We start from the raw sequence: 14,083 nt of genomic DNA on the forward strand, positions 1-14,083 counted from the left end.
GCTCGGTCACGCTAGCGGTGACGCGAGCGCGGCGCTTCTCCATTCCTGATCTTTCCGCCCACTGAGGTCTTCTCAGAGGCCGACCGCGGCGTCTCCGCGACATCGGGCGTGGACCGCTTCGAGCACGCGCGGCCGTCGCCGGTAGGAAGTCACACCGCGTCCGGCAGATTCATGAGCGCAAGCTTGGCCGGGTCGACCACGGCGGTGATCTCGGTGATGTGGCCGACGGCGACGGTAAAGCTGAGGAGGGAAAGTGGCGTTCCGTCCATGCTCCAGGAGATGACACCGGGGCGGCCGTTGACGGTCGCCGCATGTCCCCGTGCCGCGCTGCCGGCCACTCGCGCGCGGGTGGCGACTTCGGTGGCTCCGAGCGTGACGAACGTGCCGTTCGGGGCGTGGACGGTGAACTTCACTTCGGGGTGGAGGACCTGCAACAACTGCTCGAACTGACCGTCGCGGGCCGCGGCCAGGAAGGCCTGGACCACCTCGCGTTGTCGCCGTCCGGCGCTTGCCGGCTGCTGGGCGGCCTGTACTTTCCTGCGGGCGCGGCTGGCGAGCAATTTGGTCGCGTCAGCGGATCTGCCGACAATGGTGCCGATCACTGCGAAGGGCACGGCGAATACGTCGTGCAGCACGAACGCCAGTCGTTCGTCGGGACGCAGCGAATCGAGGACCGTGAGCAGTGCGAGGCCGACGGAGTCCCCGAGCGCCACAAGGTCTTCCGGAGCGGGAGCGTCGTCGAGCGTCACGGCGAATTCGGGTAGCTGGTCGTCGAAGGAGACTTCCGGGCGCGTCCGGCCCGACCTCAGGACATCGAGGCTGATGCGGCCGACCACGGTGGTCAGCCAGCCGGCGAGGTTGTCGATGGTGTCGGTGTCCTGGCGGGACAGACGCAGCCACGCCTCTTGGACCACGTCTTCCGCGTCGGCATGTGATCCGAGCAGGCGGTAGGCGACGGCGCGCAGCCGGTCACGGTGGGACTCGAAGGCGTCGGCGATCAGGTCCGTGGGATGGGTGCCGGCCATGTTGTTACCTCCGTGGAAGCTGCTCCGTCACAGGGATGACGCGCACAGGCGCCGCAACGTAACCCGGTGAAGGAGACCACTCACAGATGGAAAACCGACTCAAGAACAAGAACGCGAACAACCCCGATGTGTGGACCGCGATCCAGCACCTCCAGAAGGCGATCGCCGCCGGGGGCGTCGACCCGAAGCTGCTCGCGCTGGTCCACCTGCGTGCCAGCCAGATCAACAGCTGCTCGGCATGCGTCTACGCCGGTGTCGCCGGCGGGAAGAAGGCCGGTGACACCGACGAGCGGTTGCACAACATCGCGGCGTGGCGCGAGGCGCCCTTCTACACCGACGCGGAACGCGCGGCACTGGCGCTTGCCGAGGCCGCCACCCGTCTCCAGGACGGTGCGCCGGGCGTCACCGACGAGATCTGGGAAGAGGTCAACGCCCATTTCACCGAGAAGCAGATCGGCGCGATCAACCTGGAGATCGCGCTGACCAACTTCTTCAACCGGATCAACCGCACCATCAAGGAACCGGCCGGCAGGACCTGGGGCTGAGCCCAACGTGGCTCTCACCCACCGAGGTGTCGCCAGAGCTCCCGCGGGGTGGAGGCGGAGGTTACTCGGTTCCGGGGGTCTTGCGGGTGGTGACGTTCATCCGGTTCCAGGTGTTCACGGTGAAGATGAGCGCGATGAGGTGCGCCAGTTGCTCCTCGTCGAAGTGCCGGGCCGCCTCGTCGTACACGGAGTCCGGCACCCCGTCGGGCAGCAGGGTGACCGCCTCGGTCAGGGCGAGCGCGGCACGCTCCTCGGCCGTGTAGAGGCTGGACTCGTGCCAGCCGCTGAGCTGATGGATGCGGGCCTCGGTCTCCCCCGCCCTGCGGGCGTCGCCCGTGTGGTAGTCGATGCAGTACGCGCACCGGTTGATCTGCGACGCGCGGATCTGGACGAGTTCGAGGAGCACCGGGTCCAGGCCCTCGCGGGCCGCGGCGTCCAGGGCGAGGACGGCCTTGAAGACCTTGGGGGCGACGGTGGCGAAGTTCATGCGCTGCGGAATCTGAATCGCTGTCATGACCGCAACTCTAGGAGCCGATTAGCCCCCGGGTATGGTGCATTACCGTGGCGAATCAATGGGGCAATTCCTCGGGCGGGCGCGGGTCCCCGCCGCCGGACGCGAGTGCCGGAACCGACTTCCACCTGGAGCTCAGCGGTACGGGCGCGCTGCGCGACCAGGTGATGCGGGCCCTGCGTGAGGCGATCGGCGCCGGCCGGCTGGCCCCGGGCACCCGGCTGCCCCCGTACCGGAGTCTGGCCAGGGATCTCGGGATCGCCCTCAACACCGTCGGCGACGCCTACGGCGAACTGGTCGCCGAGGGCTGGCTCACGGCGCGGCAGGGCTCGGGGACCCGGGTCGCCCGGCGCAGCACCCCCCTGCCGCCGGACCGCTCGCGCCGCTCGGCGCCACCGGTGCGCCGCCCCGCCCACGACCTGATGCCGACCTCGCCGGACGCCGCCATGTTTCCCCGCGCGGCCTGGCTGACCTCCTCGCGCCGCGCGCTCAACGCGGCGCCCAACGACGCTTTCGGCGTGGGCGATCCGCGGGGCCGCGTCGAGCTGCGCACCGCGCTCACCGAGTACCTCGCCCGGGCCCGTGGCGTGCGTACCGCGCCCCACCGGATCATCGTCTGCGCCGGATTCGCCCACGCCCTGGAGATGCTCGGGCGGGTCCTGACGGGTGACGTGGCCGTCGAGTCGTACGGCCTGGACTTCCACCGCTCGCTGCTCACGGCGGCCGGGCGGCGCACCGTCCCGCTGGCCGTCGACGCCCGGGGAGCCGTGATCGACGAGCTGCCGGGGACGGGGGCCCGCACGGTTCTGCTCACCCCCGCCCACCAGTTCCCGACCGGGGGGCCGCTGCATCCCGCGCGCAGGGCCGCCGTGATCGACTGGGCGCGGGCCGGCGGCGGGCTCGTGGTGGAGGACGACTACGACGGGGAGTTCCGCTACGACCGCCAGCCGGTCGGCGCCGTCCAGGGCCTGGACCCCGACCGCGTCGTCTACATCGGCTCGACCAGCAAGAGCCTCTCGCCCGCCCTGCGCATCGGCTGGATGGCGGTGCCTGACCACCTCGTCGACGACATCCTCGCCGTCAAGGGCGCCCGCGAGCTGTGGACCGGTGCCCTGGAGCAGCTCACGCTGGCCGACTTCATCGTCTGCGGTGCCTACGACCGGCACGTGCGCCGGATGCGACTGAACTACCGGCGCCGCCGCGACCGGCTGCTCGCCACCCTCGGGGCGCGGGCCCCGCACATCGGGGTCGGCGGTATCGCCGCGGGACTGCACGCCGTACTCGACCTTCCGCCGGGCAGCGAAGCGGCGGCGGTGCGCGCCGCGTCCCGCCGGGGCCTCGCCCTCGAAGGCCTGGCCGCCTACCGCCACCCCGACAGCGCCATGCCGCCCCGCGACGGCCTCGTCATCGGCTACGGCACCCCGCCCGACCACGCCTTCGACGCCGCTCTGGAGGCCCTGTGCCTGGCCCTCCCGGACCCGGTACCAGCGCGGGAGGTGCCCGATACCGGCCGGGGCACACGGCGCTGATGAGGCAGAATGCTCCCCTCGGGGGCCGGTTGTGTGTGGGGGTATGTGTGCTTCTCGTCGATCTGAACGAGGTCGCGCCGCGTGAGCGGGCGGAGGCGTTCCATCACGCCCTGACCGACTCGTCGGTGCCCAACGACGTCGTCCACGAGGAGCCCGAGGCCGGCATCCACGCGCGCATGGAGGCGTGGCGGGTGGGCGGACTGGACCTCTTCGCCACCCGCAATTCCGGGTTCGAGGTGCGGCGCACGGAACGGCACGTGCGTCACCACCGGAGCAACCCCGTCGTCTCCGTCTCGCTGCAGACCGAGGGGACGCACCGCGCCGAGGTCGGGGGTACGCGCAGGACGCTGGGCCGGGACGACATCTGCGTCTTCCACGAACTGTCGTCCCGCGTGTACGGCTGGTCCGGGGACGGCGCCTCCCGGGCCATGATGTTCGACGCGAACCGCCTCGGCGTGCCGCCGGACGTCGTCGAGAGGGCGTCCCTGCGGCTGCCCGCCAGCCCGCTGTACGGCCTGGTCCTGAACCATCTGCGCGAGGTGTGGCGTGATCCGGCGCGCCTGGAGGGCGACGCGGGCGCGCCGGCGCTGGCGAGCGCCACCACGGAGCTGGTCCGCGCGCTGCTCCTGTCGGCCGCGCACGCCGAGGACGCCCCGGCGGTCAGGTCGGTGCTGGACGAGACGCTGTTGACCCGGGTCAGGGCGTATGTGCGCCGGCACCTCGCGGACCGGGACCTGACGCCGGAGCGGATCGCGGCGGAGCACGCCATCTCGGTGCGCGGCCTGTACGTCCTGCTGGGCGAGGCGGGCATCAGCCTGGAGCAGTGGCTGATCGGCGAACGCCTCGCGAAGGCACGCCAGATGCTGGCCGCCGCGCGCTACGACCGGCTCACCGTCGCCGCCGTCGCCGCCCGATGCGGGTTCAGCAGCCCGAGCCACTTCAGCCGCCGCTTCCGGGCGGAGTACGGCATGACGCCGGGCGAATGGCGGCGCCGGCGCGCCTGAGCCCAGGGCACGGTCAGGCCGCGTGCAGGGCGGCGTGCAGGGTGTCCGTCACCTGGATGCGTGCCGCCCGGGAGGCGTCCGTGCCGCGCAGCGGGTCGAACAGCACGAAGCCGTGGATCGTCCCGTGGTAGCGGACCGACACCACCGGCACGTCCGCCTCCCTCAGGCGGGCCGCGTACGCCTCCCCCTCGTCGCGCAGGACGTCGGCCTCGGCCGTGAGGACGAGCGCCGGCGGCAGGCCGCGCAGGCTGTGGACGGGCGCGCGCAGCGGCGAGACCGTGCCGTGTGTCCGGCTCGCCGGATCCGGGGCGTACTGCTGCCAGTAGCGCCGCATCGTGGCCCGGCTCAGGAAGTAGCCGTCCGCGAACTGACGGTAGGACGGTGTGTCCATCGCCGCGTCGGTCACCGGACACATCAGCACCTGGTGGCGCAGGCGCGGCCCACCGCGCTCCTGCGCGAGGAGCGTGAGGGCGGCCGCGTGCTGGGCTCCCGCGCTGGCTCCGACGACCGCCATCCGGGCCCCGTCCAGCCGCCACTCCCCGCCGTGCCGGGCGATCCAGCGGGCGACGGTGTGCGCCCGCTCCACGGCGCCGGGATGCCGTGCGTCGTTCGGGCCCTCGTACTCCGGGACGACCACCGCGGCGTCCGCTCCCAGCACGAGGTCGGCCACCAGCCGTCGATGGGCGTAGGCGTCGGTCGTCATCCAGCCGAGCCCGTGCAGGTACAGCACCACCGGCAGGGCGTCGTCGCTGCCGGCCGGGCGCAGGATGCGCACCCTGATCCGGTGGCCGTCGTCTCCCGGCAGTGCCAGCCACTCCTCGTCGACGTCCGGGTCGTCGCGGCCCTCCCCGTCCCACAGGGCGGCCATGCGCGCCCTGGACTCCCCCGCGTCCGCGTCCGTGTCCGGGGCGGCGGGCCAGGCGTGCTCCCGCAGGAAGGCGCGTGTCCGTCGTTCGAGGGCAGGTCTCTCCCCCAGGGCTGGGGCGTCTTCTTGCACGGGAACTCCTGCGCGGGGACGGGGCACGGGCCGTTCGAAGGCGCCGCCGCGCACTGACGGCCGGACGAGCGGGCGCTCCGTGCCGCACAGCGGCTCTGCCGGCACGCGGCACCCACCCTAGGCGGTCGGCGCCGGGAACCGGGCGGGGTCTCGGTACGCGTCCGTGCCGCTGCGTGCACAGTTCGCGGGGCGCCGGCGCGAGACGCCCGTGGCGGGACCGGGTCGGTCGAAGTGCAGTCATATGACCTACTCCCCTCCCGGGCACCTTCGGAAGACTCGTGCCGGTGCGAGGGGGCGGCCGTCCCTCCCCTCGCACCGGCACAGGCCTTCCGGGACGGCTGAAGGGAACCCACGTGAGCACTCGAGCCGGTACGGCGATCTCACCGGGCGGCGGCGCGTCCACCGACGTCGTGGCCGCGCTGTCGCGATGGCTGGCGCCCGTCGAGGAAGACGTCCCCCGGGGCGCCGCGACGGCCGGCTCCGTGACACTGCGTCACTTCGGATACGTGGACATGATCACCTGCGTCACCGGGCCGCTCACTCTCACCCGGCGCCCGAGCCCGGCCCCGGGCCCGGAGGCGGTGGCGCTGCTGGTGCCCCGGACCGGCACCGCACTGATAGCCCAGGACGGCCGGGGCACCCACGTCGAAAGCGGCCGCCTGGCGCTGCTCGACCTGAGCCGCCCCTTCTCGGTCGCCCTGACGGGTGGGCAGGTCGACGGGGGCGGGCCCGCCCTTGATGCCGGGCCGGTGGGGTACGGCGGCCGGGCCGAGTGCTCCCGGACGCTTCTGTTCCGATTGCCCGTGCACGCGTTGCACGTTCCGGCGGCGGTCCTGCGGGGCGCCACCGCCCGTGTCCTCGACCCGTCGCCGGCCGTGGCCGCGCTGCTGACCCCCGTACTCAGGCATCTGGACGAGTCCGCGGCCCCGATCCCCGCAGCGGTGGCGGAACGACTCGGGGGCGTGGTGACCGACGCGGTCGCCGCCCTCGTCGGTGAGCCGGCCGGGGAAGCGGGGCAGGCGGCGGAGAACGGGCCGCGCCACCTCGTCCTGTCCGTCCGCCGGTTCATCGACCGGAACCTCGGCGACCCCGAGCTGTCCGCCGAGCGCATCGCCGCGGCGCACTTCATCTCCGTCCGCTATCTGCACCGCCTCTTCGAGGGTGAGGACACCACGGTGAGCAGGCTCGTCCAGCGCCGCCGGGTGGAGGAGTGCGCGCGGGAGCTGGCGCGGCGCGCACGGGTCGGCCCCTCACTCGCCGTCGTGGCCTCCCGCTGGGGCTTTCGCAGCGCCGCGCACTTCAGCCGCGCCTTCAAGGCCGTGCACGGTCACCCGCCGCAGCAGTGGCGCCGCCTGGTGCTCGCCTCCCCGGCGTCGGGCCTCGCGGCGCCGACCGCGACGGCAGCGGGCCCGGGGCCCCGGTCAGCCGGAGGCGGGCCCGGCATCGGCTGACGGCCCGGTCCGGCCGTCGCGCCAGTCACTGGGCGACATGCCGTACGCCGCGCGGAAGCTGCGGCTGAAGTGCGTGGCGCTGGCGAAACCCCAGCGTCGGGCGACCGCCGACACGGTGATGCCGTCGCGCCCGGGGCGGGCCAGTTCCCGGCGGGCCTCCTCCAGCCTGCGGTGCTGGATCCACCGGCCGACCGTGCTGCCGTGGCCCTCGAAGAGCTTGTGGAGGTAGCGGATCGAGATGTGCTGGGCCGCCGCGACCGTGGCGGGCGTCAGGTTCCGGTCCCAGAGATGGGCGTCGACGTACGCGCGCAGCCGCCCCACCAGCTCCGCGCGGCCCCGTGGCCCGGGGTCGGCGTCCTGCACGGCCAGCAGGTCCACCAGCTCCGCGACGACGCCCGCCAGCCGCAGGGCGGTCCGGGGCGCGTCCTGGGCGGGCACCGCGACCAGTTCCCGCAGGAGCGTGCCGAGCAGCGAGGCCACCGGTCCGTCGGCGGCCGGGGCCCGGCCGCTCAGGTCGGTGGCCTGCTGGTCGGTCAGGGTCAGGGCGCGGCGCGCGATCCGGACCAGGTGCAGTTCGTACGCCGTGGACTCGCGCAGGACGGCGGGCTGCGTCCCGTCGACGACGAAGAGGTCCCCGGGGCGGCACGGCACGGCGCTCCCCCGGCGGACGAGCGTCGCCTCGCCGCTCGTGTGGAAGCCCAGCAGGAGGTACGGCCCGCCCTGTTCCGCGGTGGGCACGCGGACGACGCTGGGCGCTGTGCCGCGGAGCGTGCTCACCCCCAGGAAGCCGAGTGCGTGCTCGTCGGCGCCTGCGGGCGCGGGCATCGGGTTCATCAGTCCCCCTGATCTGGGCGTCGGTCCGGTGCTGCGCGCGGTCGCCGGTGCTCGGCGCGGGTCCGCGCGGATCCATCCTGTGGTCGCTCCGTCCCAGGTGGGGGGCCGTGGGGGGCTCTCTGCGGGCAGGGGCAGGAGCCGTGCACACTGGGGCAACGCCGCGGTGTCACGGTGTTCCTGGGCTGACCGAGGACAGGGGGCGGCGATGGGCGACGGGACGGTGTTCGTCGGCCGACGGCGCGAACGCGCGCTGCTGGGCCGGGCGCTGGACGACGCGCGAACCGGCGCGGGCGGCTCGGCGACCGTGCTGCGGGGCGATCCCGGCATCGGCAAGAGCGCGCTGCTGGACTGGACCGCCACGCGTGCCGACGGCGACGGCTTCACCGTGCTGCGCGCGGCGGGACACGAGCCGGAGACCGGGGTCGCCTTCGGGGCGCTGCACCAGGTGCTGCGGCCGCTGTGGGCGAACGCACGCGCCTTGCCCGGGCCCCAACTGGCCGCGCTGGAAAGGGTCCTCGGGCTACGGGAGGGCCTGCCGCCGAGCGGCTTCATGGTCGGCGCGGCGGTCCTGGCGCTGCTCGCCGAGGAGGCGCGCCGGCGTCCGGTGCTGATCCTCGTCGACGACCTGCACTGGGTGGACTCCTCCAGCGTCGCCGTCTTCGTCTTCCTGCACCGCCGGATCACCGGGCTGCGCGTGGTCATGGTCGGCGCGAGCCGTGCCGAGGACGGGGCGGCTCCGGGGCGGGACGAGCACACGGTGGACTTGGGGGTGCTGTCCCGGGAGGACGCGCGGGCGCTGTTGCGGCACTGGCATCCGGGCCTGGCGCCCTCCACCGCGCAGCGGGTGATGGACGAGGCCGTCGGCAATCCGCTGGCGCTGGCCGAACTGCCCGGCCAGTTGGCGTACGGGCACCGCAGGGGCGTGGTGCCGCTGCCGGACCGGCTGCCGCTGGGGCGGCGCCTCGAGTCGCTCTTCGCCCGGCGCCTGCGCGCCCTGCCCGCCGACGCGAGGAGGCTGCTGCTGCTCACGGCGCTGGACGGGATCGACGCCACGGGCGGCGGCGCGCTCCGCGAGCCCGGCCTCGGCCGCACGGAGCAACTTGTCGAGCGCGTCGAGGCGAGCGGTCTTGCCCGGCTCGACGCCACGGGACGGCTGGTCTTCCGGCACCCGCTGGTGCGCAGCGCCGTCATCGCCTCCTCGGAATGGGCCGAGCGGCAGGCCGCGCACCGGACGCTGGCCGCACGGTTGCGCGAGGACGATCCGCGCCGGCTGACGCACGAGGCGCTGGCCGCCGACGGTCCCGACGAGCGGCTCGCCGCGCGGCTGCACCGGGCGGGAGAGCGCATCGCGTTGCGCGGCGGCGACGCGGAGGCCGCCCTGCTCCTCGAACGCGCGGCGGCGCTCGGCCCCGACCCCGGCGACCGGGCGCGCCGGCTGACCTGGGCGGCCGTGATGTCGGCGCGGGGCGGGCGGCTCGCGCACGCGGCGAACCTGGTCGAGGAGGTGCGGCGCGGGCCGGTGCCCGAGGACGTGGCCCCGCTGTTCGCCTACGCGGTCGTGTACGTCGATCAGAGCCACCACGTCGACTTCGCGTCGTCGATCGAGCTGCTGCCCGGGGCGCTGGCCGCGCTGACCGCGCCGGGCGCTCCCGACAGCGGCGACCTCGTGGAGCAGATGTTCTTCAAGCTGCTGCTGGCCGTGTCGTACACGGGCGACGCCCGGGGCCGGCGGGCCCTGGAGCGGTACACGGCGCATGTCTCCCCCGCCGCCCGGCTGTGCCACCGCGCCTGGGCGGACCCGCCGCGCACGGCGCATGGCGCGCAGGCCGATCTGCGGGTGCTGACGGCACGTATGACGGCCGGACGGGAGGCCGGGAACTCCTGGCTGGTGCTGTGGGCGGCGGCGGCCGTCGACGCGGCGGACGCCGACCTGTGGCGGCTCTTCGGCGGGGAGCACGCCTACGCCACGCAGGGCTCGGTGGCCAAGGCGCGGTACCACCAGGCGTTCCTGCGGGGCGAGTGGGAGGCGGCCGAGGAGTCCGTGGCCGCGGCCGAGCGTGCGGACGAGGCCGGGTATCACTGCAACGCGCTGCTGTTCCGGTTCTACTACGCCCATTTCCTTGCCGGTCGCGGGGACGCGCCGGCGCTGCGCGAGGTGCGCGAGCGGATCGGGCCGGCCGCCGCCAGGGCGCGGATGCGGCTGGTCACCGACCACTTGGAGCGGCTGGAGGCGCTGGTCCTGCTGGCAAACGGCCGGCACGAGGAGGCGTACGCGCGGCTGCGCCGCCTGATGGCACCCGGTGAGCTGCCGTGCGGTCTGGCGTGGTTCCATCTGCCCTTCTTCGACCTGGTGGACGCCTGTCTGGGGTCCGGGCGCCGCGCCGAGGCGCTGGCGCACGTGGCGGCGGGCCGGGCGGCGCGGATGGACGGCATCTCGGCGCACCACGCCTTCCTGCTGGCGGCGGCGACCGCGATGACGGCCGACGACGGCGATGCCGATACGGCCTATGCGGCCGCGTACGCCGTGCGGGGTTCTTGTCAGTGGGTGTTCGAGAGGGCGCGGCTGCGGCTGGCGCACGGCTCCTGGCTGCGGCGACGGGGGCGGGGCGCCGAGGCGAGCGGCGTACTGCGGGCCGCCTGCCGTACTTTCCGCGCCCTGGGGGCCGAGCCGTGGGTGGCGCGGTGCCGGTCCGAACTGCGCGCCGTCGAGGCCCCCTTGGGCGGTGGTTCGGCGGATGGCGGTGGGCTCACGGCGCAGGAGCTGCGCATCGCCCGCCTGGTGGCGACCGGGTTGACGAACAAGGAGGTCGGTGCCGCGTTGCGGCTGTCCCCGCGCACGGTGGGGGCCCATCTCTACCGGATCTTCCCGAAGCTGGGCATCTCCTCACGGGCGGCACTGGCCAGGGCGCTGCCGGGCGGTTGAGCCGTCCCGGCGCCCCTATGCGGGACCGCCCGGCCGCTCGGCCGGGGTCAGGGCCAGGGCGCGGGCCACTCCGGCCCGGGTCGTGATGCCCAGCTTGGGGAAGACCTTGTAGAGGTGTGCGCCGATGGTGCGCGGCGACAGGCCGAGCCGGTCCCCGATCTGCCGGTTCGTCAGTCCTTGGGCGGCGAGTTCGGCGATGCGGAACTCCTGTGCGGAGAGCAGGGGATGGCCGCTTGGGCGCGCGGCCGCCGTGTCGAGTTCGCGCGTCGCTCGTGCCGCCCAGGACGTGGCGCCGAGCCGGGTGAAGGTGTCGCGTGCGGCGCGGCACAGAGTGACCGCCGTGACGTGTTGTCCGCGCCGCAGCAACCCCGCGCCGTGGGCCAGTTGGGCCCTGGCGAGCGGGAAGGGCCACTGTGCCGCGCCCGGGAAGGCGTAGACGGCCTCGAAGCGCGTGTCCGCCGCGTCGTCGTCGGCCGCGACGGCTTCGGCGATGGCCGCCAGGAAGGCGTGGTGGGCACAGGTGGGCGCGGTGCCGGCATCCCTGATCGCCCGCAGGTGACGCAGGGCGTCCGCCCGGTGGCCGCTGTCGACCGCGGCCTGGATCCAGTCGAGGAGGCCGAGGTGGAACCACGGGGAGCGCGGCGGGAGCACGCCGGGTGCGGTGAGCGAGCGCGCGTGGTCCCATGCCTCGTCGGCCCGGCCGTGGCCGAGCGCGCACAGCGCTTTCAGGCCGTGCAGCCGCTCGGCGACGCGGTGCGCGTGCTGCCCGCGTGCCGCGCCCACGAGCGGGGCTTCCAGGGCGGCGAGGGCCTCGCACTCGCCCCGGGCCGCGAGGACTTGACCGGCTTGTTGCAGGAACAGCAGCTCGTTGAAGACGTGTCCGTGGGAGCGGGACGTCGTCGCGCCGTCGCGGGCGAGCGCGAGGGCCGCGTCCCAGCGGCCGTGCAGGAAGTCGTCGTGGGCGCGCAGGCCGTCGAGGAAGGCCTGGATGGCGACGGCGTGGCCGCGCGCGAAGGGGCGGGACAGCGCCTCGTACTCGCCGACGGCGTCGAGCGCGGCGGCCGCCCACAGCAGCAGCCAGGCGGCGGGAGTCTCCCGGTCCTCGGGCAGCGCGGCGACGGCCTCGCGCAGGTGCCCCGCCAGGTCGTCGGTGCCGGCGACGGCGCGTCCGGTGTCGCGAGGCGTGCCGGTCGCGGTGTGCGGGGGTGGCCCCGCCCAGGCACGCCGGCACAGCGCCGCCGCTCGCGAGGCGCCAGGTGCGTGGCGTTCGGCGGCGACCCACGCGCGTTCGTCCCCCGTGTGGACGGCGACGACGATGAGCAGGAACAGCATCGGTTCGAGCAGCCCGGCGCGTTGGTCCCGGCCCTCGGGTGCTGCCAGCAGGTCCAGTGCGCCGGGCAGCAGTTCGACGGCGGGTGCGGGGTCGCCCGCCAGCTGGAGCCGGGTGCAGGCGACGGCGAAGGCGTGCGGGGCGGCGGGCCGGGGACGTTCCGGGCGGGCCTCGGACTCCGCTTGGGCGACGAGTTCCGCCGCCAGGCGCAGCCGCCCGCCGCGGGCGGCCATGACCGAGGCGGCGACCAGGCGCGCCACCCGCCGCGCGGGGTCGGGGGTCAGGCCCGCCGCGCGCGCCATCATCCCGGCGGCCTCGGCGTCCCCGCCCTGCGCGGCCATGTTGTCGGCCTCGGCGTGCAGCAGCTCCGCGAGGCCGTCGTCGGTGCCGACGGCGGCGGCCGCGAGGTGGGTGACGCGTTGCGGGCTCTTCGCGGGCAGGTGCCGGGCCAGCAGCCGGTGTGCGGCGCGGCGCTCCGCCGGGGAGGCGATGTGCGCCAGGCAGGCGCGCACCAGGGGGTGGTGGAACAGTACGCGGTCGCGCATGAGGTCGACGCGGGCGAGGCCGGACGCCTCGATGTGGCGCTGCGTGCGGTCCCATGGCGTGGTCGTGACCTCGCGCGCCATGGCGCGCAGGGCGCCGACGCGTTGGGCGAAGGAGCCGCCGACGGCCGCGACCAGCAGCAGTTGGCGGGCGTCGTCCGGCAGGGCGCGCAACCCGTCCTCGTAGAGCCGCCCCAGCCGGGCGCCGAGCGGCAGTTCGTCGAAGGGCTCGTCACCGTCCTCGGCGCGGGGGTCCGCGAGGAGGGCGGGGTGGTCGGGCGCCAACCTCCGCACCTGCGCGGGGAGTTCGTGCAGGGCGAGGGGGTTGCCCGCGGCCGCCCGCAGCACGCGGCGGTGCGCGGGGGCGGGCAGCCACGGGTGGAGCGTGCGCAGCAGCCGTTCGGACTGCTCCGCGTCCAAGGGCTCCAGGTCCATGACCCGGCCCGGCAGGCTCTCGGTGTCCCCGCTCTCCTGCGCACCCCCGGCCCCGCCGCCCGCGTCACCCTCGCGCCGGGTGGCACCGACGAGGACGAGGGGCAGGGGCGTCAGGTGCCGTCGCAGGTACCCGAAGACGGCGACACTGGAGGGGTCGGCCCACTGGAGGTCGTCCAGGAGTACGACGACGGGGCGCCGGGCGGCGGCGTGGGCGAGCAGCGCGAGCGCGGCTCCCGCCACGGTGAACCCTTCGGGCGGCATGCCCTCGCGCACGCCCAACGCGCTCTCCAGGGCGTCGCGCTGCTCGCCGGGGAGCGCCCGGGTGCCGTCGAGCAGCGGCCAGAGCACCTGGTGCAGGGCGGCGAAGGGAAGGCCCGTCTCCGCCTCGGCGCCGGTCATCCGCAGCACCCGGAATCCGGCGTCACGCGCCATCGCCTCCGCGGCCGCCAGAAGCGCGGTCTTGCCCATGCCGGGGTCGCCCCGCAGCAGTACGGACGCCCCCGCGTCGGCGATACCGGCCAGGGCCGCTTCGATGACGGCGAGGTGCGCGTCCCGCCCGGCGAGCACCTCGGCGGTCCGCTCACCGCCGCCGTCGTTCATGAGGTCCGCTGCCACGCCCTGTCCCTCAGCCAGGTGAGCACCTCGGGAGTCACCGGGTCGGTGATGTCGGCGAAGTCGCCGTGCTTGTGGAGGTACTTCGCCACGTAGGGGCAGACCGGCACGATCCGCTTGCCCGCGGCGCGCACGTCAGTCAGCGCCTCTCGTACGAGGGTCGCGGCCAGGCCCTGTCCCGCGAAGGCCTCGTCGATCTCGGTGTGGTGAAAGACGCGTCGGCCCTCCTGGTCGCGGTAGGCGGTGAATCCGGCGGTGGTGTCGCCGACGAGGATCTCGTAACGGTGCCGGGCGTCCACGCGGCGGACGACGGGGGCGGGGACGGGTCGTGTCATGGGGGTGGCC

11 protein-coding genes are annotated in these 14,083 nt (G+C 74.7%); 5 read left to right on the plus strand and 6 right to left on the minus strand.

The features are described from left to right. Nucleotides 1-149 precede the first annotated feature (149 nt). Nucleotides 150-1,025, minus strand: coding sequence for a sigma-70 family RNA polymerase sigma factor (locus tag ACZ516_RS13375; RefSeq protein WP_469010128.1), 876 nt, complete (start codon nucleotides 1,023-1,025; stop codon nucleotides 150-152). 86 nt (nucleotides 1,026-1,111) lie between these two features. On the opposite strand from ACZ516_RS13375, the gene ACZ516_RS13380 reads away from it, so the two are divergent. Next, complete coding sequence (locus ACZ516_RS13380; RefSeq protein WP_469010129.1) at nucleotides 1,112-1,570, plus strand: carboxymuconolactone decarboxylase family protein; 459 nt, start codon at nucleotides 1,112-1,114, stop codon at nucleotides 1,568-1,570. Between the two features lie 61 nt (nucleotides 1,571-1,631). On the opposite strand, the gene ACZ516_RS13385 is transcribed toward ACZ516_RS13380, so the two are convergent. Next, nucleotides 1,632-2,084 (minus strand): carboxymuconolactone decarboxylase family protein, encoded by a 453-nt coding sequence (locus ACZ516_RS13385; protein ID WP_358698154.1) that lies wholly within the window; start codon nucleotides 2,082-2,084, stop codon nucleotides 1,632-1,634. A gap of 47 nt (nucleotides 2,085-2,131) precedes the next feature. On the opposite strand from ACZ516_RS13385, the gene pdxR reads away from it, so the two are divergent. Beyond that, the gene (gene pdxR / locus ACZ516_RS13390) at nucleotides 2,132-3,610 is read left to right on the plus strand and encodes a MocR-like pyridoxine biosynthesis transcription factor PdxR (protein WP_469010131.1); all 1,479 of its coding nucleotides are present in this window, start codon (nucleotides 2,132-2,134) and stop codon (nucleotides 3,608-3,610) included. A gap of 47 nt (nucleotides 3,611-3,657) precedes the next feature. Beyond that, on the plus strand, nucleotides 3,658-4,614 hold the full coding sequence (locus tag ACZ516_RS13395; protein WP_361081931.1) for an AraC family transcriptional regulator: 957 nt from the start codon (nucleotides 3,658-3,660) through the stop codon (nucleotides 4,612-4,614). Between the two features lie 13 nt (nucleotides 4,615-4,627). Here the strand turns inward: ACZ516_RS13395 and ACZ516_RS13400 are convergent, their stop codons facing one another. After that, a complete protein-coding gene (locus ACZ516_RS13400; RefSeq protein WP_469010132.1) occupies nucleotides 4,628-5,611 on the minus strand; it encodes an alpha/beta hydrolase in 984 nt (327 codons plus the stop codon). 353 nt (nucleotides 5,612-5,964) lie between these two features. On the opposite strand from ACZ516_RS13400, the gene ACZ516_RS13405 reads away from it, so the two are divergent. Beyond that, nucleotides 5,965-7,062, plus strand: a complete 1,098-nt coding sequence (locus tag ACZ516_RS13405; RefSeq protein ID WP_469010134.1) for a helix-turn-helix domain-containing protein — start codon at nucleotides 5,965-5,967, stop codon at nucleotides 7,060-7,062. Here the strand turns inward: ACZ516_RS13405 and ACZ516_RS13410 are convergent. Beyond that, nucleotides 7,033-7,896: a helix-turn-helix domain-containing protein gene (locus ACZ516_RS13410; protein WP_469010135.1), complete on the minus strand. Its 864-nt coding sequence runs from the start codon at nucleotides 7,894-7,896 to the stop codon at nucleotides 7,033-7,035. The genes ACZ516_RS13405 and ACZ516_RS13410 overlap by 30 nt on opposite strands. A gap of 205 nt (nucleotides 7,897-8,101) precedes the next feature. Between ACZ516_RS13410 and ACZ516_RS13415 the strand changes: the two genes are divergently transcribed. Beyond that, on the plus strand, nucleotides 8,102-10,819 hold the full coding sequence (locus ACZ516_RS13415; RefSeq protein ID WP_469010137.1) for an ATP-binding protein: 2,718 nt from the start codon (nucleotides 8,102-8,104) through the stop codon (nucleotides 10,817-10,819). Nucleotides 10,820-10,834: 15 nt separating this feature from the next. Here ACZ516_RS13415 and ACZ516_RS13420 read toward each other — a convergent pair whose 3' ends face one another. Both ACZ516_RS13420 and ACZ516_RS13425 read right to left on the minus strand, forming a co-directional pair. After that, on the minus strand, nucleotides 10,835-13,741 hold the full coding sequence (locus ACZ516_RS13420) for an ATP-binding protein (protein WP_469010138.1): 2,907 nt from the start codon (nucleotides 13,739-13,741) through the stop codon (nucleotides 10,835-10,837). After that, a complete protein-coding gene (locus ACZ516_RS13425) occupies nucleotides 13,723-14,073 on the minus strand; it encodes a GNAT family N-acetyltransferase (RefSeq protein ID WP_361081919.1) in 351 nt (116 codons plus the stop codon). Before ACZ516_RS13425 ends, ACZ516_RS13420 begins: the two co-directional genes overlap by 19 nt. Nucleotides 14,074-14,083 lie beyond the last annotated feature (10 nt).

Source organism: Streptomyces sp. NPDC034037 (assembly GCF_055575715.1).